This window comes from Bifidobacterium choerinum, from assembly GCF_000741135.1.
GTDB lineage: Bacteria > Actinomycetota > Actinomycetes > Actinomycetales > Bifidobacteriaceae > Bifidobacterium > Bifidobacterium choerinum.
Genome location: NZ_JGYU01000008.1, coordinates 1 through 19,629, shown reverse-complemented (window position 1 = coordinate 19,629; position 19,629 = coordinate 1). Strand labels below are relative to the sequence as shown.

At 70.1% G+C, this 19,629-nt stretch carries 15 protein-coding genes, 2 tRNA genes and 1 pseudogene; 11 read left to right on the top strand and 7 right to left on the bottom strand.

Annotated elements, in window-relative coordinates; genetic code table 11:
- The first annotated feature begins 105 nt into the window (after positions 1–105).
- From BCHO_RS06395 to BCHO_RS06355, 9 genes and pseudogenes are all read left to right on the top strand, one after another.
- On the top strand, positions 106–1,452 hold the full coding sequence (locus BCHO_RS06395) for a chloride channel protein (protein ID WP_029675335.1): 1,347 nt from the start codon (positions 106–108) through the stop codon (positions 1,450–1,452).
- 90 nt (positions 1,453–1,542) lie between these two features.
- Positions 1,543–2,130, top strand: coding sequence for an ATP-dependent Clp protease proteolytic subunit (locus BCHO_RS06390; RefSeq protein ID WP_029675334.1), 588 nt, complete (start codon positions 1,543–1,545; stop codon positions 2,128–2,130).
- A gap of 2 nt (positions 2,131–2,132) precedes the next feature.
- Positions 2,133–2,819 carry an ATP-dependent Clp protease proteolytic subunit gene (locus BCHO_RS06385; RefSeq protein ID WP_024540495.1) on the top strand — a complete coding sequence of 229 codons (687 nt, stop codon included), beginning with the start codon at positions 2,133–2,135 and terminating at the stop codon, positions 2,817–2,819.
- A gap of 221 nt (positions 2,820–3,040) precedes the next feature.
- On the top strand, positions 3,041–4,381 hold the full coding sequence (gene clpX, locus BCHO_RS06380) for an ATP-dependent Clp protease ATP-binding subunit ClpX (protein WP_024540494.1): 1,341 nt from the start codon (positions 3,041–3,043) through the stop codon (positions 4,379–4,381).
- A 112-nt stretch (positions 4,382–4,493) separates the two neighbouring features.
- Positions 4,494–4,567: transfer RNA gene (locus tag BCHO_RS06375), tRNA-Arg, on the top strand.
- A gap of 56 nt (positions 4,568–4,623) precedes the next feature.
- Positions 4,624–4,700, top strand: a tRNA-Arg gene (locus BCHO_RS06370).
- Positions 4,701–4,903: 203 nt separating this feature from the next.
- Positions 4,904–6,091 (top strand): MalY/PatB family protein, encoded by a 1,188-nt coding sequence (locus BCHO_RS06365; protein ID WP_024541188.1) that lies wholly within the window; start codon positions 4,904–4,906, stop codon positions 6,089–6,091.
- Positions 6,092–6,254: 163 nt separating this feature from the next.
- Entirely contained in the window at positions 6,255–7,685 is a 1,431-nt protein-coding gene (nhaA, locus tag BCHO_RS06360; RefSeq protein ID WP_024541189.1) for a Na+/H+ antiporter NhaA, read from the top strand.
- A 28-nt stretch (positions 7,686–7,713) separates the two neighbouring features.
- Positions 7,714–8,441, top strand: a pseudogene (locus BCHO_RS06355) (LOG family protein); the annotation flags it as partial.
- Positions 8,442–8,527: 86 nt separating this feature from the next.
- Here BCHO_RS06355 and BCHO_RS06350 read toward each other — a convergent pair.
- The 7 genes from BCHO_RS06350 to BCHO_RS06320 all read right to left on the bottom strand — a co-directional run bounded on the left by BCHO_RS06350 (position 8,528) and on the right by BCHO_RS06320 (position 16,497).
- Entirely contained in the window at positions 8,528–9,199 is a 672-nt protein-coding gene (locus BCHO_RS06350) for an O-methyltransferase (RefSeq protein WP_024541191.1), read from the bottom strand.
- Positions 9,200–9,209: 10 nt separating this feature from the next.
- Positions 9,210–10,163: a succinate dehydrogenase/fumarate reductase iron-sulfur subunit gene (locus BCHO_RS06345; RefSeq protein WP_024541192.1), complete on the bottom strand. Its 954-nt coding sequence runs from the start codon at positions 10,161–10,163 to the stop codon at positions 9,210–9,212.
- A gap of 44 nt (positions 10,164–10,207) precedes the next feature.
- Positions 10,208–12,052 (bottom strand): FAD-binding protein, encoded by a 1,845-nt coding sequence (locus BCHO_RS06340; RefSeq protein WP_024541193.1) that lies wholly within the window; start codon positions 12,050–12,052, stop codon positions 10,208–10,210.
- A 48-nt stretch (positions 12,053–12,100) separates the two neighbouring features.
- Positions 12,101–13,198, bottom strand: a complete 1,098-nt coding sequence (dprA, locus tag BCHO_RS06335; protein ID WP_024541194.1) for a DNA-processing protein DprA — start codon at positions 13,196–13,198, stop codon at positions 12,101–12,103.
- Positions 13,195–14,721, bottom strand: coding sequence for a YifB family Mg chelatase-like AAA ATPase (locus BCHO_RS06330; protein ID WP_024541195.1), 1,527 nt, complete (start codon positions 14,719–14,721; stop codon positions 13,195–13,197). The genes dprA and BCHO_RS06330 overlap by 4 nt, the downstream gene beginning before the upstream one ends.
- A complete protein-coding gene (locus BCHO_RS06325; RefSeq protein WP_081707985.1) occupies positions 14,721–15,320 on the bottom strand; it encodes a YraN family protein in 600 nt (199 codons plus the stop codon). The genes BCHO_RS06330 and BCHO_RS06325 overlap by 1 nt, the downstream gene beginning before the upstream one ends.
- A 304-nt stretch (positions 15,321–15,624) precedes the next feature.
- Positions 15,625–16,497: a pyridoxamine kinase gene (locus BCHO_RS06320; protein ID WP_024541197.1), complete on the bottom strand. Its 873-nt coding sequence runs from the start codon at positions 16,495–16,497 to the stop codon at positions 15,625–15,627.
- A 348-nt stretch (positions 16,498–16,845) separates the two neighbouring features.
- On the opposite strand from BCHO_RS06320, the gene BCHO_RS06315 reads away from it, so the two are divergent.
- Together BCHO_RS06315 and BCHO_RS06310 are read left to right on the top strand one after the other, a co-directional pair.
- On the top strand, positions 16,846–18,162 hold the full coding sequence (locus BCHO_RS06315; RefSeq protein ID WP_024541198.1) for an O-acetylhomoserine aminocarboxypropyltransferase/cysteine synthase family protein: 1,317 nt from the start codon (positions 16,846–16,848) through the stop codon (positions 18,160–18,162).
- Positions 18,163–18,370: 208 nt separating this feature from the next.
- The coding region (locus BCHO_RS06310; protein WP_237743055.1) for an ABC transporter ATP-binding protein at positions 18,371–19,629 on the top strand (1,259 nt) is incomplete at its 3' end.

Sequence of the window (19,629 nt, the reverse complement as noted above, 5' to 3'; positions counted from 1 at the left end):
TCGATCGAGAGATGCCCCGCATCCGCAGCGCGCGGATGCGGGGCATCCCCTTTGGGCCTTCGGCGTAACCGCGTCGCCGCGGCTGGCATCATGGAGGGCATGGGCATGCACATCACCGCAGGGCATTTCGACAACGACGAGGCCGTGGTCTCCGAGCTGCGCGACGACGACCTCGACCCGGGGCGTCCTCCGCTCGGCTCGCGCCTGACGGCGCTCGTCGTCACCGTCGTGCTGCTCGGCGTCGTCGTCGGCGTCTGTTCGGGACTGCTCACGCTGCTGCTGTACGCGATAGAGCATCTGATGCTCGGCTTCGTCGAGTCGCCGTCGATGCCCGGACCCTTCCTGACCCATCCGCTCAGGCGCGCCGTCTCGCTGGTCGGCGGCGCGACGGTCGCCGCCGTGTGCTGGTGGCTGCTGCGCACGCGCACGGCCGCCGTGCCGTCGGTGCGTCAGGCCGTGCGCGGCAGCCTGATGCCGGCATGGCAGACGGTATGCCATGTGCTGCTGCAGATCGGCATCGTCGGCTGCGGGCTGTCGGTCGGCCGCGAGGTCGCGCCGCGCGAACTCGGCTCGATGCTCGCGCAGCGTCTGTGCCGCTGGACCGGACTGCACCGGCGCGACCTGATGCAGGTCGTCGCGATCTCGGCGGGCGCGGGCCTCGCCGGCGTCTACAACGCGCCGCTCGCCGGCGCGTTCTTCTCGATCGAGATCCTGCTCAAGGACGTGACGGCGTCCACCGTCGCGCTGTCGATGCTGTGCTCGAGCCTCGCCGCATGGGTCGCCACGCTCATCAAGGGGACGCATGCCTTCTACGTCATCGGCCCGGTCGACGCGCACTTCACGCCCGACCTGTTCGCGTTCGCCGTCGTCGTCGGTCTGCTCGCCGGCGTGTGCGGGGCGTGGTTCCGCCGCGGCGCGCAGTGGGCGGAGTCGCACAAGGCCTCCGGCGCGGCGATCCTGTGGCAGCTGCCGCTCGCTGGCGCGCTCACCGCGCTCGTCGCCGTCTGGATCCCGCAGGTCATGGGCAACGGCCGCGCGACGGCGCAGATGGGCTTCTCCGGCCGTCCCGAGCTCGCGTTCATCCCGCTGCTGCTCGTCTCCTTCGCCGCGAAGGCCGTCGTCACGCTGATGACGATCCGCGCCGGCGCCTCGGGCGGCGTGCTCACGCCGGGCATCGCGCTCGGCTCGTCGCTCGGCAGCATGCTCGGCGTGGTCTGGCTGCTCATGTTCAGCACGAACTCGATCGGCGTCTACGCGCTGCTCGGCGCGTGCGCGCTGCTCGCCGCCTCGCAGAACGCGCCGCTGATGGCGATGACGCTCGTCATGGAGCTCACCGAGGCGCCGTCGAACCTGTATGTGCCGGTCGCCTGCGCATGCGCCGTCTCGGTCGGCGCCGGGCTGTTCGTCGCGCGGATGCACGACAGGCGCGGGGTCGGCGCGGCGCGGGAATAGAAACGGGCCGCCGTCGTTTGAACCAAGTAATGTGACTGTTCAGGACACACCAATGAAGGAGACAACGTGAGTAAGCTACTTACGCCGACGATGGACGACGGCGCGATGCCGGCGGGCCCCGCCGATCCGATCTTCAACCGACTCCTCAAGGACCGCATCATCTGGATGGGCGAGGAGGTCAAGGACGATATGGCGAACCGCATCTGCGCGCAGATGCTCATGCTCGCCGCCGAGGACCCCAAGAGCGACATCTGGCTCTACATCAACTCGCCGGGCGGCTCGATCACGGCCGGCATGGCGATCTACGACACGATGCAGCTCATCGAGCCGGACGTCGCGACAGTCGGCATCGGCATGTGCGCGTCGATGGGCCAGTTCCTGCTGAGCTCGGGCACGAAGGGCAAGCGTTTCCTCACCTCGCACGCCCGCGTGCTCATGCACCAGCCCTCGGGCGGCATCGGAGGCACGACTACCGACGTGCGCATCAGCGCCGAGCTCATCATGAACATGAAGAAGACGCTCGCGGAGCTCACGGCGCAGCAGACGGGCCACACCGTCGAGGAGATCTACCGCGACAACGAATACGACCACTGGTTCACCGCGCAGGAGGCGCTCGAGTACGGCTTCGTCGACAAGCTCGTCTCGACGCACGACACGATGAACACGGACAAGGAGTGAGCATGGCATCCGAGGAAGCGAAATTCGTCGCACGCGCCGAACGACTCGCCGGACCGCGTGGCGTGGCCGGCTTCCAGTCGCCGAGCGCGCGCTACATCGTGCCGGAGTTCGAGGAGAAGACGCCGTACGGCTACAAGCGGCAGAACCCGTACACGAGGCTCTTCGACGACCGCATCATCTTCATGGGCGTCCAGGTGGACGACACGACGGCCGACGACATCATGGCGCAGCTGCTCGTGCTCGAAAGCATGGACCCGAACCGCGACGTGATGATGTACATCAACTCGCCGGGCGGTTCGATGACCGCGATGACGGCGATCTACGACACGATGAACTACATCCAGCCGGACGTGCAGACCGTGTGCCTCGGCCAGGCGGCCTCGGCCGCGGCGATCCTGCTCGCGGCCGGCACGAAGGGCAAGCGCCTGATCCTGCCGAACGCGCGCGTGCTCATCCACCAGCCGGCGATCGACCAGGGCTTCGGCAAGGCGACCGAGATCGAGATCCAGGCCAAGGAGATGCTGCGCATGCGCCAGTGGCTCGAGGACACGTTCGCGAAGCACACCGGCCAGCCGATCGAACGCATCCGCAAGGACATCGAGGTCGACACGTTCCTGACGGCCGAGGAGGCCAAGGAGTACGGCATCGTCGACGAGGTGCTCGCGCCTCGCGGCGCGACGACGGCCTGAGGGCCGGCGATGACGCCCGGCGCATAGCCGAAAGCGGCATATGGCATGGCGGCGCGGACCACCCATCGGGGCGGTCCGCGCCGCCATGCCATATCTCACCGCTTCCATGGGCCGGCCGCGGCCCGACGTGCATCCTCGCGGCTATCATGGACGGCGGGCGGCGCACGGGCGCCGCGAGACGGCAACGGCGTAGATCCGCGACACGGCGAGGGACGGCGACGATGGGACGAGTGATCAGCTACAACGACGGCATGCAGCGCTGCGCGTTCTGCGGCAAGAGCGAACGCGAGGTGAACCGCCTCGTCGCCGGCGCCGGCGTGGCGATCTGCGACGAATGCGTCGCGCTGTGCGTCGAGATCATCGCCGACGAACAGGCCAAGGACACGAAGCTCGAGGTCATGAAGCTGCCGAAGCCGGCGCAGATCAACGCCGTGCTCGACGAATACGTCATCGGGCAGGAGGCAGCCAAGCGCACATTGAGCGTCGCCGTCTACAACCATTTCAAACGCATCGAGATCGAGAAGGCGCGCCGCGCACGACGCGTGGACGGCGGCGACACGAGGCTGACGCCGGCCACGCGGCGCATCGCCGACCCGGACGACGACGTCGACGTCGCAAAATCGAACATCCTGATGCTGGGGCCGACCGGCGTCGGCAAGACCTACCTCGCGCAGACGCTCGCGAAGGCGATGCAGGTGCCCTTCGTCATCGTCGACGCGACGACGCTCACCGAGGCCGGCTATGTCGGCGACGACGTCGAGACGGTGCTCCAGCGGCTCATCCAGGCCGCCGACGGCGACGTCGGACGCGCGAGCCACGGCATCATCTACATCGACGAGATCGACAAGATCGCGCGCAAGAGCGGCGAGAACACGTCGGTGACGCGCGACGTGTCCGGCGAAGGCGTGCAGCAGGAGCTGCTCAAGATCATCGAGGGCACCGTCGCGAACGTGCCAGTCGAGGGCACGCGCAAGCACCGCGAGGCCGAATCGGTGCAGATCGACACGCGCGACATCCTGTTCATCTGCGGCGGCGCCTTCGTCGGGCTCGACGAGATCGTCGCCGACCGGCTCGGACGGCGCACGAGCGGATTCGGCGCGTCATGGCGGACGGGGCGCCCCGAGCGCGCCGAACTGCTCGCGCAGGTGTGCGCCGACGACCTCGAGGACTTCGGGCTGCTGCCCGAGTTCATCGGGCGGCTGCCGGTCGTCACGGCGCTCGACGAGCTCGGCGCCGACGACCTGAAGGCGATCCTGACGAAGCCGGCGAACGCGCTGACGCGCCAGTACCGCAAGCTGTTCGCCGTCGACGGCGTGACGCTCACCTTCACCGACGACGCGATCGACCGCATCGCGCAGGTCGCGCTCGCACGCGGCACCGGCGCGCGCGGACTGCGCTCGATCATCGAACGCACGCTCGAGGACGCGATGTACGACGTGCCCGGCGACGACGCCGTGACCGAGGTCATCGTCGACGCCGACGCCGTCAACGGCGTGCGCGGGCCCCGGATCGTCGCCGACGATCGTCGGCCGGCGCTGCGGCTCGAGCGCCCCGCCGCATGAGGGGAGCGGGGCGAAGGCGGCGCAAGCGCTGGAGCCAAACGCGACACGCCGACGATTTGATGTGATTGTGAAAGCGTTGTATATTTTTCGAGTTGCCGGAAACAAGCAATATGCGCGAGTAGCCCAGCGGATTAGAGCAGCTGACTACGGATCAGCAGGTCGCAGGTTCGAATCCTGTCTCGCGCACTTGGCCGTTGCAGTGGAGGCGTGTGAACGTCGGTCACTTTGGATGCAGCGGTGCTGCGCGAGTAGCCCAGCGGATTAGAGCAGCTGACTACGGATCAGCAGGTCGCAGGTTCGAATCCTGTCTCGCGCACCATAAGCCCTTGAGCGTGCATACGTTCAAGGGCTTAACCAATTTTCGGCGCCTTGTTCCGATTGACCACGGACCGCGGCGCATGCACCGCCCCGTCCCCGTGTAACACGCAGGCGCTAGGCTTGACGCGTCACGGCGCGCCGCCCTTCCGGTCCGCGCCGCCATGGCCCATGCACGCACACGCAGACGATGGAGGAGCACGCCCCATGTTCGATTTCGACACCCGTCCCGAACGCCGGCACACGACGTCGGCCAAATGGAAGCTCATCGAGGACGAGCTCGGTGCCGGCCACGACGACGTCGTCGCGATGTCGGTCGCCGACATGGAGTTCGTCCCGGCGCCGCAGGTCGTCGACGCGATCGTCGACGCGGCGCGCCACGACGTCTTCGGCTACGACTACGCGACCGACGCCTACTACGATGCCGTCGTCGGCTGGATGCGCCGCCGCCACGCGCTGGAGGTCGACCCGGCATGGATACGGCTGTCCGACGGCGTCATGCCGGCGATCAACACGGTGCTGCGCGCGTTCACGCATCCGGGCGACGTCATCGTCATCCAGCGGCCGGTGTACTACCCGTTCACCGACGCGGCGCGCGGCAACGGCCTGACGATCGCGAACAACGCGCTCGTCTACGACGAGGACGCGCACCGCTACACGATCGACTTCGACGACCTCGACGCCAAGCTCGCCGACCCGCGCTGCACGGCGATGCTGCTGTGCAACCCGCACAACCCGGTCGGCCGCGTCTGGACCGCCGACGAGCTGCGCCGCATCGGCGAGATGTGCATCGCACACGATGTGCTGCTGCTCGTCGACGAGATCCACGCCGACTTCGCGCGCGACGGCCACCCGACGACGATGTTCGGCGCGCTCGGCGAACCCTATGCGAGCCATGCGATCGAATTTACGGCGCCGACGAAGACCTTCAACCTCGCCGGACTGCTGTGCTCGAACGCCTTCATCCGCGACGAACGCATGCGCGCACGCTACGACGTCGCCGCCGCGAACATCGGCGGCATGACCGTCAGCCACTTCGGCCTCGTCGCCTGCATCGCCGCCTACGACGACGCCGAGACGTGGTTCGACGAGCTGCTCGACGTGCTCGAACATAACCGCGTCCTGCTCGCCGACTTCGCGCGCAGCCATCCGGGCGTCGAACTCGTCGAGCCGGAGGGCACCTACCTCGCATGGGTCGACTTCCGCGGCCTCGGCCTCGACGCCGACGCACTGCGCGACTTCATGCATGAGCGTGCCCGCGTCTACTTCGACGAAGGCGTGATGTTCGGCCCCGAGGGCGCCGGGTTCGAGCGCATCAACCTCGCCTGCCCGACGCCGATGCTGCAGGAGGTGCTCGCGCGGCTCGATGCGGCGCTCGCGACGCTCGGACGGTGATGCGCGCCGATTCGCGACACCCGGACGGCGACGCAAGGCACCCGAGGTCGAGAAAGCGTGAACATCCGCGCCCGCGGCCACATGGCGGGCAACGGATGCGGCATAATGGAATGGTTTTGCGTGTGGAAGGGCGGCCGTCGCGGCCGCATGAACGGGAGGTGCGATGAGCGGGAAATCACAGGGACCCTGGGCGGCCATCAGGAGAGTGGCGGCGTCGGACCGCATATCCGGCCTGATCATGCTCGGCTTCGCGCTCGCCGGCCTCGTGTTGGCGAACATCCCGGCGACGGCGGCGTGGTTCGAGCATCTGTCGCACTTCGAACTGGGCGTGCCCGGCACGAACATCACCATGGGCGTTGGCCACTGGGCGCAGGACGGCCTGCTGACGATCTTCTTCCTCGTCGTCGGCCTCGAGCTCAAACAGGAGCTGACGACCGGATCGCTGTCGAACATCCGCGCCGCCGCCGTGCCGATGCTGTGCGCCGTCGGCGGCATGATCGTGCCGCCGATCCTGTTCATCGCCGTCGTCGCGCTGTTCTCGCGCTACGGCGCCGGCGACCCCGGCAGTCTGCTCATCGCGAACGGCGCGAGCTTCCCGTTCTCCGAAGCGGCGCATGGATGGGCGATCCCGACGGCGACCGACATCGCGTTCTCGCTCGCCGTGCTCGCATTGTTCGCGAAGGCGCTGCCGGGCTCGATCCGCGCGTTTCTGATGACGCTCGCGACCGTCGACGACCTGCTTGCGATCATCCTGATCGCCGTGTTCTTCTCGTCGCTCAACGCCTGGTACTGGTTCGTCGGCATCGCCGTGTGCGCAATCGCCTGGTACTTCCTCGTGCGCATGCGCAAGGTGCCGTGGTTCGGCGTCGCCGTCATCGGCATCCTCTCATGGGTGATGATGTACGAGGCGGGCGTACATCCGACGCTCGCCGGCGTCCTCGTCGGCCTGCTCACGCCGGCGCGCGCGATGTTCGGGGAGCGTGACGCCCGAGCCGAACGCTACGCCGACAAGCTCCAGCCGTTCTCGGCGCTGCTCGCGCTGCCGGTCTTCGCGTTCTTCGCCACCGGCGTGCACTTCGACGCGATCACGCCGATGCTGCTCGTCTCGCCGATCGTCATCGGCATCATCGTCGCGCTCGTTGTTGGCAAGCCGCTCGGCATCATGGCCGTCGCATGGCTGTCGACGCATGTCGGGACGCTGAGGATGCCGAAGGGGCTGCGTGTGCGCGACATGTTCCCGGCGGCCGTCGCCTGCGGCATCGGCTTCACCGTCTCCTTCCTGATCGCCTCGCTCGCCTACGCCAACGCCGAACTGTCCGCCGAGGCGCGCTTCGGCGTCCTGCTCGCGTCGCTGCTCGCGGCCGCCGTCTCCGGCGTGCTGCTGAGCCGCCAGTCGAAGCGCTTCGAGGCGCGCATGGCCGCCTCGCCGGCCGAACTGGAGGCCGTCCGCGGCTCGGGACGTACCGAGACCACGCTCGCCGATGGTACTGTGGTGCTCAGCCAGAGCATCGGCGGCAGACGAAAGGAGCCGGCACATGACGAAGGAAGAACCGCAGGCAAGCGAACGAAACGAGGACGTCGCACGCGTCGATGACGCCCGGTGGGCGGGGGGCGACGGCGTCTCGCCGCTCGGCCAGACCTACCGGCAGGGCGCCGTGCTGCTGCGCGGCCAGATGATCCCGCAGGAAAGCACGACCGAACGGCTGCTCAAGCCGGACACGTCGACCGACTGGCTGCACCGCGACCCATGGCGCGTCCTGCGCATCCAGGCCGAATTCGTCGACGGCTTCGGCTCGCTCGCCGACCTGGGACCCGCCGTCAGCATCTTCGGCTCGGCGCGCATCAAGCCCGACGAGCGACCTACCGCGCCGCGCTCGCGATGGGCGAACGCGTCGCCCGGCGCGACGTCGCCGTCATCACCGGCGGCGGCCCCGGCGTCATGGAGGCCGCGAACAAGGGCGCCGCGCTCGCCGGCGGCAAGTCGGTGGGGCTCGGCATCGAGCTGCCGCACGAGCAGGGCATCAACGAATGGGTCAACCTCGGCATGACCTTCCGGTACTTCTTCGTGCGCAAGACGATGTTCATGAAGTACTCGCAGGGCATCATCGTATGCCCCGGCGGCTTCGGCACGCTCGATGAGACCTTCGAGGCGCTCACGCTCGTGCAGACGCACAAGGTGGCGCGCATCCCGATCGCGCTGTACGACACGGCGTACTGGCAGGGCCTGCTCGACTGGATCAACGGCACCGTGCGCGACCGCGGCCTGATCTCGCCGCTCGACCCGTCGCGCGTGACGATCACCGACGACGTCGACGAGGCCGTCGCCGTCGCCACGTCGCAGATCGGCTGACCGAAGCGACGCAATGATATGCGGAGGGCGGGTTCCCACGGTTACATGGCCGTGGGAACCCGCCCTCCGCCGTCTGCGGCAGGCGCTCAGCGCGCCACGGCGATGAGCACGCCGTCGCCGGCCGGCGCCATCGCCGTGACGAATCGTTCGTCGTCCTCGATCTGCTCGAGCAGTTCTCGCATGAGCACCGCCTTCTCGCCGCGGTCGGCCGGATTCGTCAGGCCGCCCCTGGCGTGCGGCGCGCGCATCGCGAGCGCGTCGGTGAACACGACGGCGCCGCCGCGGCGCAGCAGCCGCGGCGCCTGCTCGAGCACCGGCATGTAGTTCGAAGGGTCGCCGGACACGACGATGAGGTCGTAGTCGTTGCCGTTGAGCCGCTGGAGGAAGACGGCGGGGGCGGCGTTGACGGCGCGCAGCGTCGTGCGCGTCGCGGCGTCGATGTCGGAGAAGAACGCGCGGATCGCGGCAACGCCGGCCGCCGACGAGTCGACGGCGGTGAGCTTGCCGGCGCCGTCGAGGCCTTCTACGAGCTGCGCGGTCTCGACGAGCGAGCCGGTGCCGACGACGATCGCCGACGTGGCCTTCGTCATCCGTGCGAAGGCGGCGAGCAGGAAGCCCTCCGAGGCGGGGCACGGCGCGAGCTCGGCATGTCCCGCCAGTGCGCGCGCCCGGCGCACGAGCTCCGGTTCGCGCGCCGCCTCATGGTCCTCGATGCAGACCCACGCCTTGGCGTGGTTGTCGTATGTGCGTTTGTCCATCATCGTCGCGCTACGCCTCGCGTTCCCTGACCTGCGCGATGAGCTGCCAGATCTCCTCGCCGACGTCGATGCCGACCGGGCATTCGCGCGAGCAGGCGCGCACCGACTGGCAGGCCTGGATGCCGTCCGCCGTGTCGATCGCCTCGAGTCGCTCCAATGTGGCCTCGTCGCGCGAATCGTCGATGAACCTGGCCTGGTTGATCAGCGCGGCCGGTCCGACGAAGGCCTCGCCTCCGGCGTACACCGGGCATGCGCCCTCGCAGGCGCCGCAGACGATGCAGGTCGTCAGCGTCTCGTATCTGGCGAGCTGCTCGGGGCTCTGCAGGTATTCGAGCACGTCGACCTTGCCGTCCTTCGTCGTCGCGAGCGTGCCGTCGGCGATCAGATAGGGCTTGAGACGCCTGATCTGTTCGAGCATCGGCTCGATGTCGGCGATGAGGTCGCGGTCGACGGCGAATCCGGGCAGCGGCGCCAGTTCGATGACGCCGAGCCCGTTGCCGTCCGCGGAGGCGACGTCGTCCGTCGCGGAGGTGACATCGTCCGTCGCGGCGTCGGTGACGGTGCGGCGGAAGCCTTCGGCGTCGACGGCGCGCGGCCGGCGCGCCCAGTCGGCGATCTTCGCCTTGCACAGCAGCGTCGGCGTGCCGTTGACGGCGGCCGCGTCGGAGCCGCACATGCCGTGGCCGCACGAATAGCGGAACATGAGCGTCGGGTCGACGGTGCGCTTGATCGTCAGCAGGCAGTCGAGGATCGTCTCGTCGCCGCACACGTCGAGCGTGTAGTCCTGCGTCCATTGCCTGCCGCGCGGACGCCGTGCGGCTCGCGCCGGCGAGTCGCCGAACGGCGATGCCTTGCGCGCGAAGGGGCTGGAGCCGCGCGCGCGGTCGCGTTCGCGCGCCAGCCTGGGGGAGAAGCGGTGCACGCGCAGCGTGACCGTCGTCCCGGATGATGCTAGTTGAGCCATGCGTTCCCTTTCATGCCTGTTCCACTATAGACGTCCGGGGTGCTTCAGTAGGAGCGCGCACCCGGTTCGATGTCGACGATGTGCACCGGCTGGCGCAGCGGCGCGGCGCCGGCGGCCGTCATCGAATGGTTCAGGCACGTCGCGTCGTCGCGCTCGGGGAAGTCGGTGCGCTTGAGCGATCCGCGCGATTCGTGGCGCGCGTCGGTCGCGGCGAGCACCGCCTCGGCGAGGCGCACGAGATGGCGCGCCTCCCAGATCGCCGTGAGCTCCTGATTGAAGGTGCGCGCGTCGGAATGCGGCCGCAGACGGCGTGCGCGTTCGGCGAGCGGGCCGTCGACGACGACCTGCGCCTGCGCGATCGATCCGGCATCGCACAGCACGGCGACGCCGCGCTCCATCGTCTCGGACAGGTCGGCCATGACACGGTACGCGTTGTCGCCGTCCGCGTCCTTCGCGGCGCCGGCAAGCAGCGCGTCGATGTCGGCGTCGCGCGCCGTCTTCGCCGCGTCGAGCGCCTCGCCCAGCGCCGGGTCGGCAGGCGTGCCGGCGGCGACCGGGTCCTGTCCGACGCGCTCGGCGACGGCCTGGCCGGCGCGCGTGCCGAACAGGCAGGCGTCGAGCAGCGAGTTGCCTCCGAGGCGGTTCGCGCCGTGCACGCTCACGCACGAGCATTCGCCGGCGGCGTACAGGCCTTCAACGACGTTGCGGTCCGCACCGTCCCAGACGTAGACCTCGCCGTCGGTCGTCACCGGGATGCCGCCCATCGTGTAGTGGGCGGTCGGCTTGACCGGCACGAGGTCCTTCGTCGGGTCGAGGCCGGCGTAGTCCTCGATCGTCTCGACGACCTGCGGCAATGCGCGGCGCATATGTTCGGGGTCGATGCCGGTCATGTCGAGCCAGACGCAGTCCTTCGCCCCGTCCGGGTCGCGCGGGTCGGCGACGCCGCGGCCGGCGTCGGTCTCGCTGCGGATCGCGCGGCTGACGACGTCGCGCGCCGCCAGGTCGGCGTGGCCGGGCGCGTAGGAGGCCATGAAGGCCTCGCCGTCGGCGTTGCGCAGCACGCCGCCCTCGCCGCGCGAGGCCTCGGACAGCAGGATGCCGGTGTGGGCCAGCCCGGTCGGATGGAACTGCACGAATTCGATGTCCTCGAGCTGCAGGCCAGCGTCGAGCGCGAGCGCCATGCCGTCGCCGGTCAGGTCGTGGGAGTTCGACGTCGTGTGGAACAGTCGTCCGGCCCCGCCTGTGGCGAGGATCGTGTTGCGCGCCGCGATCGCGTGGGTGACGCCGGCGTGCGTGTCGAAGGCGATGACGCCGGCGGCGCGGGTGAGCGTCTCGTCGAGCACGAGGTCGGTCACATACCATTCGTCGGCGAAGTCGACGCCGTAGTGCACGCACTGCTGCCACAGCGTGTGCAGGATCTGGTGGCCGATGCGGTCGGCGGAGTAGGCGGCGCGCTTGACCGGCTGCGCGCCGAAGTCGGCCGTGTGGCCGCCGAAGCGGCGCTGCGCGATGCGGCCGTCGTCGGTGCGCGAGAACGCGACGCCGGAACGTTCGAGGTTGATGACGGTCATCGGGGCGTCCTCGGCGAGCAGCCTCGCCGCGTCCTGGTCGACGAGCCAGTCGCCGCCCTTGACCGTGTCGTAGTAGTGCCAGCGCCAGTCGTCCGGTTCCATGTCCGCAAGGCTCGCGGCGATGCCACCTTCGGCCGAACCGGTGTGCGAGCGCAGCGGCTGCAGCTTCGAGATGACGAGGACCTTCGGTTCGACGCCGGCGTCGCGCAGCGCGCGGGCGGCGTCGCTGCGGTGGAAGCCGAGCGCGGCGGACAGACCGGCCGCGCCGGCTCCCACGATCACGGCGTCGTATTGTTCTTCGATGTGCTTCGGGGTCATATCCGGTATTGTCTCACAAGGCATCCCGCACCCAGTCCGGGGCGGGGGCTACGGGCCTCCGGCCGGCTTCGGCTCTCCGGGCCCAGCGGCCGACGGTGCGTGGCTCGGATGGCAGCATTCGTCGGCGGCGCGCGCGTCGGCCAGCAGGATCGCCCGGTGGTCGCGGATGAGCATGTTGCATCCGGCGTTCGACGGGACCGTCACGTCGCCGGGCACCGCGTAGAGCCGCCGGTTGAGCTCGTTAGCCCAGCGCGCCGTGTTGAGCGCGCCCGAACGCAGCCTCGCCTGCGTGACGACGACCGACGCCGCCATCGCGGCGATGAGCCGGTTGCGCAGCAGGAAGCGGTGGGCCAGCGGGGGCGTGTCCGGGCACAGTTCGCTGACGAGCGCGCCGCCGGCCTGCTCGATCGCCGCGAACAGCCGTTCGTTGCATGAGGGGCCGAGGTGTCCCAGACCCCCGGCGAAGACGGCGACGGTGCGGCCGGCCGACGGACCGGCCGCGCGCACGGCGGCCCAGTGGGCGGCCGCGTCGACTCCCATCGCGCCTCCCGAGACGACGGTGTGCCCGTCGAGGCACGCCGCCTCGGCGAGCGCTGACGTCACCTCGCGGCCGTAGTCGTTCATGCCGCGCGAGCCGACGATCGCGACCGGTTCGGCGCATGCCGTGAGCGCATGCACGTCGCCGCGCACCCACAGGCACGCCGGCGGCGCGTGGTCGGAGCGGACATCCAGGTCGGCGAGGCCGGATGGCCATGCGTCGTCGTCGGGCGTGAGCACCGTGTATGCGCCGTCCGCCGTCAGCCATGCGCGCAGCGCGTCGGGCTCCTCGCTCGGCAACGAGGCGAGCCGGGCGCGCCAGCGTTCCACGGCCTGCGCGAAGCGTTCGCGCGTGCGCGGACGCACCGTGCAGCCCCAGCGGGCGATGCCGAGCGCGAGGTCGCGTTCGAGCGTGCGCATGCCTTCCGCCCGTACGGCGGCCGGCATGTCCTCCATCGACATGGCGAGCGCGGCGAGCACGTCGCGCGCGGCGGTGCCCTTGAGCAGCGCGGCCATCATGATGTCCGCGTCGTCGATGCACAGTGTGAGCAGGCAGCGGGCGAGCATGTCGTCGCAGCTTTCGGCGGCCCTCAGCAGCATGTCGCTCATGTCAGCTCCTTCGTGCGCAGCGCGATTGCCTCGGCCATGTCCCGCGCGTCCGGGCGGCCGTGGCCGGCGAGGTCGGCGAGCGTCCACGCCAGCCGCATCGAACGGTCGGCGCCGCGCAGGCTCAGCCGCTGCGCGCCGAGCGCCTTGTTGACGACGTCGAGCGCCGTCGGCGGCGTGTTCGCGCGCAGCCATGCGCCCGAGGCCTGCGCGTTGCAGCTCCAGCCGAGGTCGGCGAAGCGCCCGCGGGCGACCTCGCGCGCCCGGACGACGCGCGAGCGGACGGTTTCGCTCGATTCGCCGTCGCGGCCCGGCGCGGCGCCGATGTGCGCGATCGGGTTGACCGGCACCTGGATGTCGATGCGGTCGAGGATCGGCCCGGACAGACGCGCGAAGTAGCGGATGCGGTCTCGCTCGCGGCACGTGCAGCGTTCGCCGGTGCCGTACCCGTAGCCGCAGGGGCACGGATTGGCCGCCATGACGAGCTGGAACGAGGCGGGGTAGACGGTCGTGCCCTTCGCGCGGGAGACGGCGACGATGCCTGATTCGAGCGGTTCGCGCAGCGTCTGCAGCGCGCGCGGCGCGAATTCGGGCGCCTCGTCCATGAACAGGACGCCGCGGTGGGCGCGCGTGACGGCGCCGGGCTTGCCGATGCCGCCGCCGCCGACGAGCGACGGCACCGTGGCCGTGTGGTGCGGCGCCTCGAAGGGCGGCACGTCGGTGATGCCATGGGCGCCGAGCGTGCCGCACAGCGAACGGATCGACGCGACCTCGAACTGCTCGCGTTCGTCGAGCGGCGCCATGATGCCGGGCATGCGCGAGGCGAGCATCGTCTTGCCGGTGCCGGGAGGGCCGACCATGAGCACATGGTGGCCGCCGGCCGCGGCCACCTCGAGCGCGCGCTTCGCCGCCCGCTGACCGACGACCTCGGCGATGTCGCCGACGGCCGGCGCTGGGGCGAGGCCGGCGTCGGCGGCGACGTGCACGGACGCGTCGCGCAGCGTGTACGTCGAACGTGCGCCGAACATCTCCATCAGCTCGCCGACGTGGGAGACATAGCGCGGCTCGACGCCGTCGACGAGCTCGGCCTCGTCGCGGTTCGCGCGCGGCACGATGACATGGCGCAGCCGCGCGTCGCGCGCGTGCAGCAGGATCGGCAGCAGCCCATCGATGCCGTGCACGCTGCCGTCGAGGTTGACCTCGCCGAGCACGACGGTGTCGATCATGCATTCGTGCGGGACGACGCCGCTCGCGCTGAGCACCGCGGCGGCGATTGCCAGGTCGTGCGACGAGCCGCGCTTGGGCAGCGAGGCGGGCGACATGTTCACGGTCACGCGCGTCTGCGGCCACGAGAAGCCGCTCGCGACGCATCCCGACTTGACGCGTTCGCGCGCCTCGCTCAGCGACGCGTCGGGCAGGCCGATGATCGAGAAGTACGGCAGGCCGGGGGAGATGAAGGCCTGCAGCTGGATCGTGAAGGCCTTGAGCCCGATGAGCCCAATCGACAGCGCGTTGCCGATGGCCATCAGAACGCCCCCGGGATGTGGCGCACGTCGACGTCGCCGCCGGACACGCTCAGCGCGAGCACATCGAAGCGCACGCCGACATGCGGCACCTTCGCGCCGCGCGCGCCGAGCCACTGCGCGGCGGCGCGGCGCAGATTGGCCTGCTTGGCCGGGTGCACGGCCTCCTCGGGTGTGCCGAAGCGACGCGTGCGCCGCGTCTTGACCTCGACGAACAGGATCGTGCGGTTCGGCGTGACGGCGATGACGTCGATCTCGCCGTAGCGGGTGCGCCAGTTCGCGCCGATGACGCGGATGCGCCGGCATTCGAGCCATGCCTGCGCGGCCGCCTCGCCGGCGGCGCCGAGCTCGCGCCCCGACAATCCGGGCGCCGCGAGCCGTTCGAGGCACGCGCGCAGGCGGGCGTGCGGCTCGTCGTCCTCGTCGCCGAACTCGTCGCCGATGAGGTCGCCGTCAGCGCCGAATCCGATGCCGGCATCCGTCTCGGCGTCACCGCCGCCGTCGGCGCACGCCGTCGCCGTGACGGCGCCCGGCACGGCGCCGAAGGCCGGCGCATCCCATATGTCCTCGTCGTGTTCGAACACGGTCCATGTCTCGTCCATGCCATCCTCCTTGCAAGCCGGGGCCGCGTCACCTCGGGCGCGGCGCCGCGAACGGTGGCGTCCATCGAAGCAGACGGCGGCATGGATGTGGACGACACGCCGGCAGGGTGTGTCGGATGTGGATGGGCGGGCCGCAATCCACATCCGGCGCCGCGGCTGTGGACAACGGCGACGCGAAGGCTTGCGACGGCGGCGTTTCCTCCGGCGTGAGGACGACGATGAAAGGGGCCGTGTCCGGCACGATCGTGCCGGACACGGCCCCTTTCACGACGGCGATCGCCGGAGGCGAAACGCGTGGGGAAGGTCAGTCGACGAGGTTCGTCAGCTCGCCGAGGCTCAGCTCGAAGCTCACGCCGCGCTCCTCGTAATGTGGCTGCAAGCGCGTCTGCTCCATCGCGTTGTGCACGAACTCGCCGGCCAGGCGCGCCGCGGCGGCCAGGTCGAGGCCGGCCATGACGCCGCCGATCATCGCCGACGCGAAGGCGTCGCCGGTGCCGTGGCACATGAACGGCAGCTTCTCGTGCACGCATTCGGTCATCGAGTCGAGGCCGGCCTCGCGGTTCGCGACGAAGTTGCGGATGCGGCCGTCGTCATGGTCGATGCCCTTGAGCACGACGTTCTTCGCGCCGAGGTCGAACAGGCGGGAGATGATCGCGCGCACCTGCGCGTCGGTGATGTCCTGGCCGGGATAGTCGGCGCCCGTCAGGATCGACGCCTCGGTCAGGTTCGGCATCAGCAGGTCGGCGCCGTCGACGAGCGCGCCCATCGCCTCGCACAGCTCGGCCGTGTACGTCGGATACATCTCGCCGGCGTCGCCCATGACCGGGTCGACGAAGCGCAGCGCCTGCGGGTACTCGCGGTACAGGCGCTCGATGATCGCCACCTGGTCGGGCGAGCCGAGGAAGCCGGAGTAGACGCCGTCGAGCTCGACGCCCTCCTTGCCCCAGGCGTCGAGGTAGGCGCCGAGCATGTCGGTCGTGTCCTCCATCGTGAAGACCTTGTAGCGCGTGTGCGCCGAGAACAGCGCGGTCGGCACCGGGCATACGTCGCAGCCGGCGGCCGACAGGATCGGGATCGCCGCGGTCAGCGAGCATTTGCCGTACCCGCACATGTCGTGCACGGCGGCGATGCGGGGGATGTATTCGCGGTTGCGGTTGTACAGCGTGATTTCGGTCATGGCGTCCTTCCTTCTGCCCTTGTGCCTGACGCGCCCGGCCCGCCGCGTGCGGTCGGCGTCCGTCGCTTCACCACGCCACTGTAGGCCGAGGTGGCGCGTTTCGCATGCCGCATGCGTCCGCCGGGCCGTGTCCCCGGCGTGTCGCGCGGGCGCCGTACGCGTCCGCCGGCCCCGCGAAGCCCGCCGCACGCCGCGGACCGATAGACGGGTATAAGAAACGGCGATAACGCGGGGCTTGCGCCGCCGCCGCGCCGCTCCATACAGTCGGACGCAACGCGGCGCCCAGGCCGCGCACGATAAGGACGGGCACGCGGCACAACCGGCGGCGTGCGGGAAAGGGCGGATACGATGACCGACGAGAGGAACCACGGATACCATTTCGAGACGCTGCAGCTGCACGCGGGGCAGGAGACGCCGGATCCGGCGAGCGACGCGCGCGCCGTGCCGATCTACCAGACGACGAGCTACGTCTTCCACGACTTCGACCATGCGGCCGCGCGCTTCTCCCTGGCCGACCCGGGCAACATCTACGGGCGACTGACGAACTCGACGCAGGCCGTCCTCGAGGAGCGCATCGCCGCGCTCGAGGGCGGCACGGCGGCGCTCGCGGTCGCCTCCGGGGCCGCGGCCGTCGACTATGCGGTGCGCAACATCACGCAGGCCGGCGACCACATCGTCGCCGCGAAGAACATCTACGGCGGCACCTACAACCTGCTGCGGCACACGCTCGAGCGCGACGGCGTGCGCACGACCTTCGTCGACCTCGATCCGCGCGCCTTCGAGGACGCGATCGAGGAGGACACGAAGCTCGTCTACTTCGAGACCTTCGGCAATCCCAACGCCGACTTCCCCGACGTCGAGGCGATCGCCGACGTCGCGCACCGCCACGGGCTGCCGGTCATCGTCGACAACACCTTCGCGACGCCCTACCTGTTCCGCCCGCTCGAGCACGGCGCCGACGTCGTCGTCGAATCGGCGACGAAGTTCATCGGCGGCCACGGCACGACGCTCGGTGGCGTCATCGTCGAGGGCGGCGCCTTCGACTGGGCCGCGGAGCCCGGCAGGTTCCCGACGCTGACCGAACCCGACCCCTCCTACCACGGCCTCGACTTCTACGGGGCGCTCGGACCGGCCGCCTTCGTCACGCGCATCCGCGCGATCCTGCTGCGCGACAGGGGCGCGACGCTCTCGCCGCTGTCCGCCTTCCTGCTGCTGCAAGGCGCCGAGACGCTCTCGCTGCGCGTCGAACGCCACGTGGAGAACGCGCTCAAGGTCATCGACTACCTCAAGACGGTGCCCGAGGTCGTCTCGATCTCCCATCCGTCGATCGAGGGGCGGGCCGACCACGAACGCTACGTCAGGAACTTCCCGGACGGCGCATGCCCGATCTTCACCTTCGACATCGCAGGCGGGCGTGACGCGGCGCGCACGTTCATCGACAACCTGCACCTGTTCTCGCTGCTGGCAAACGTCGCCGACGTCAAGAGCCTCGTCATCCATCCGGCCTCGACGACGCACGCGCAGGAATCCGAGGCCGAGCTCGCCGACCAGGGCATCCGGCAGGGCACGATCCGCCTGTCGGTCGGCACCGAGCACATCGACGACATCATCGCCGACTTCGACGGCGCCTTCCGCGCGGTGCGCGCGGGCGGCCGCGCCGACTGAGCCGGTGGGGCGGACGGCGGCGCATGTGGCGTGCGGAACGCCCGTGCGGCGGCCTGTTATGCTGGATTAGGCGCCTGCCGGCCGTTTGTCTGAAGCAGCGGATACGTTCACCTGTGGTGGACCGCCTCCCCGGATACGAACGGCCGGGGGCGACGTGTCCGTTCCTGCTATCCCGATGGAGTATGGTGTGGCCGACATTATCACCGTGATGAATCTTGGATGGGCGTATGCGCCTGCGTCCGAAGGGGACGACGCGCGCGTCGCGCTGCGCGACGTGAGCTGCTATGTGCCGCGCGGCGGCGTCGTCGGCGTCGTCGGGCCGAGCGGCTCGGGCAAGTCGACGTTCGCGAAGGCGCTCGTCGGTCTCATCCCGCACTGCACTGCCGGCACGCTCAACGGCTACGCGCGCATCGCCGACATGAACGTCAAGAGCACGTCGGTGTCCAACCTGTCGCTGCGCGTCGGCTACGTCGGACAGAACCCGTGGGGCCAGATCGTGGCCGAGACGGTCGAGGAGGAGATCGCGTTCCCGCTCGAGAACCGCGGCGTGGCGCCCGACGAGATCCGCGCGCGCGTCGACGAGGTCCTCGCGATGCTGCACATCGAGGCGCTGCGCCACCGCCTGACGGCCACGTTGTCCGCCGGCGAGCTCGAACGCGTCGCGATCGGCTCGGCGATCGCCGCAGGTCCGGACGTGCTCATCCTCGACGAGCCGTCGAACACGCTCGACGAGCAGGGGCGCGACGACCTGTTCGCGATCGTCGAGCATATGCGCGAGGACGCGCGTATGACGACGTTGGTCGTCGAGCAGCGCACGCGCGCGCTCGCCCATCACGCCACCGGCGTCTTCCTGATGGTCGGCGGCGAGATCATCCGCCGTACCGGCGCCGACATCTTCGAACGCGAGGGCGCGCTGCTCGAATCGGTCGGCGTCGACGTGCCACGCGGCGAGGCGCCGACGCTCACGCTCGCCGACGACGAGCCGGCCGCCGCAGGCGAGCCCGGGCTCGTCCTCGACCACGTCGGGCTGCGCTACCCGGATTCGACCCCCGACGAGTCGCCCGCGCTCGAGGACGTCTCGCTGCGCGTCGAACGCGGCTCCTTCGTCGGCGTCGTCGGAGCGAACGGCTCGGGCAAGTCGACGCTGCTGCGGCTGCTCGACGCGCAGCTGCGCCCGCAGCGGGGACATGTCGCCGTCGCCGGCGTCGACGTCGCCACCCGGCGCACGCAGCAGATGGCCAGACTCGTCGCCTACGTCGGCCAGGACCCGGCCGCGACATTGCTCGGCGGTACCGTGCGCGAGGAGATCGCGCAGGGCGCGCGCTCCGGCGGCATCCGCGAGGCCGAGGCGAACGCGCGCGTCAACGAGATGATTCGCCTGTTCGACCTCTACGGCGTCGAGGACACGCCGGTCGCGCAGCTCGCCGACGGGCAGCGGCGCGCCACGGCGCTCGCCGCCGCGCTCGC

Bases quoted from the DNA above. Each gene is read 5' to 3' on its own strand.
- clpX (WP_024540494.1), top strand. From the start codon at position 3,041: ATGGGACGAGTGATCAGCTACAACGACGGCATGCAGCGCTGCGCGTTC.
- BCHO_RS06320 (WP_024541197.1), bottom strand. From the start codon at position 16,497: ATGACCGAAATCACGCTGTACAACCGCAACCGCGAATACATCCCCCGC.
- BCHO_RS06340 (WP_024541193.1), bottom strand. From the start codon at position 12,052: ATGACCCCGAAGCACATCGAAGAACAATACGACGCCGTGATCGTGGGA.
- BCHO_RS06395 (WP_029675335.1), top strand. From the start codon at position 106: ATGCACATCACCGCAGGGCATTTCGACAACGACGAGGCCGTGGTCTCC.
- BCHO_RS06315 (WP_024541198.1), top strand. From the start codon at position 16,846: ATGACCGACGAGAGGAACCACGGATACCATTTCGAGACGCTGCAGCTG.
- BCHO_RS06385 (WP_024540495.1), top strand. From the start codon at position 2,133: ATGGCATCCGAGGAAGCGAAATTCGTCGCACGCGCCGAACGACTCGCC.
- BCHO_RS06345 (WP_024541192.1), bottom strand. From the start codon at position 10,163: ATGGCTCAACTAGCATCATCCGGGACGACGGTCACGCTGCGCGTGCAC.
- BCHO_RS06365 (WP_024541188.1), top strand. From the start codon at position 4,904: ATGTTCGATTTCGACACCCGTCCCGAACGCCGGCACACGACGTCGGCC.
- dprA (WP_024541194.1), bottom strand. From the start codon at position 13,198: ATGAGCGACATGCTGCTGAGGGCCGCCGAAAGCTGCGACGACATGCTC.
- BCHO_RS06390 (WP_029675334.1), top strand. From the start codon at position 1,543: ATGGACGACGGCGCGATGCCGGCGGGCCCCGCCGATCCGATCTTCAAC.
- BCHO_RS06325 (WP_081707985.1), bottom strand. From the start codon at position 15,320: ATGGACGAGACATGGACCGTGTTCGAACACGACGAGGACATATGGGAT.
- BCHO_RS06330 (WP_024541195.1), bottom strand. From the start codon at position 14,721: ATGGCCATCGGCAACGCGCTGTCGATTGGGCTCATCGGGCTCAAGGCC.
- BCHO_RS06350 (WP_024541191.1), bottom strand. From the start codon at position 9,199: ATGGACAAACGCACATACGACAACCACGCCAAGGCGTGGGTCTGCATC.
- nhaA (WP_024541189.1), top strand. From the start codon at position 6,255: ATGAGCGGGAAATCACAGGGACCCTGGGCGGCCATCAGGAGAGTGGCG.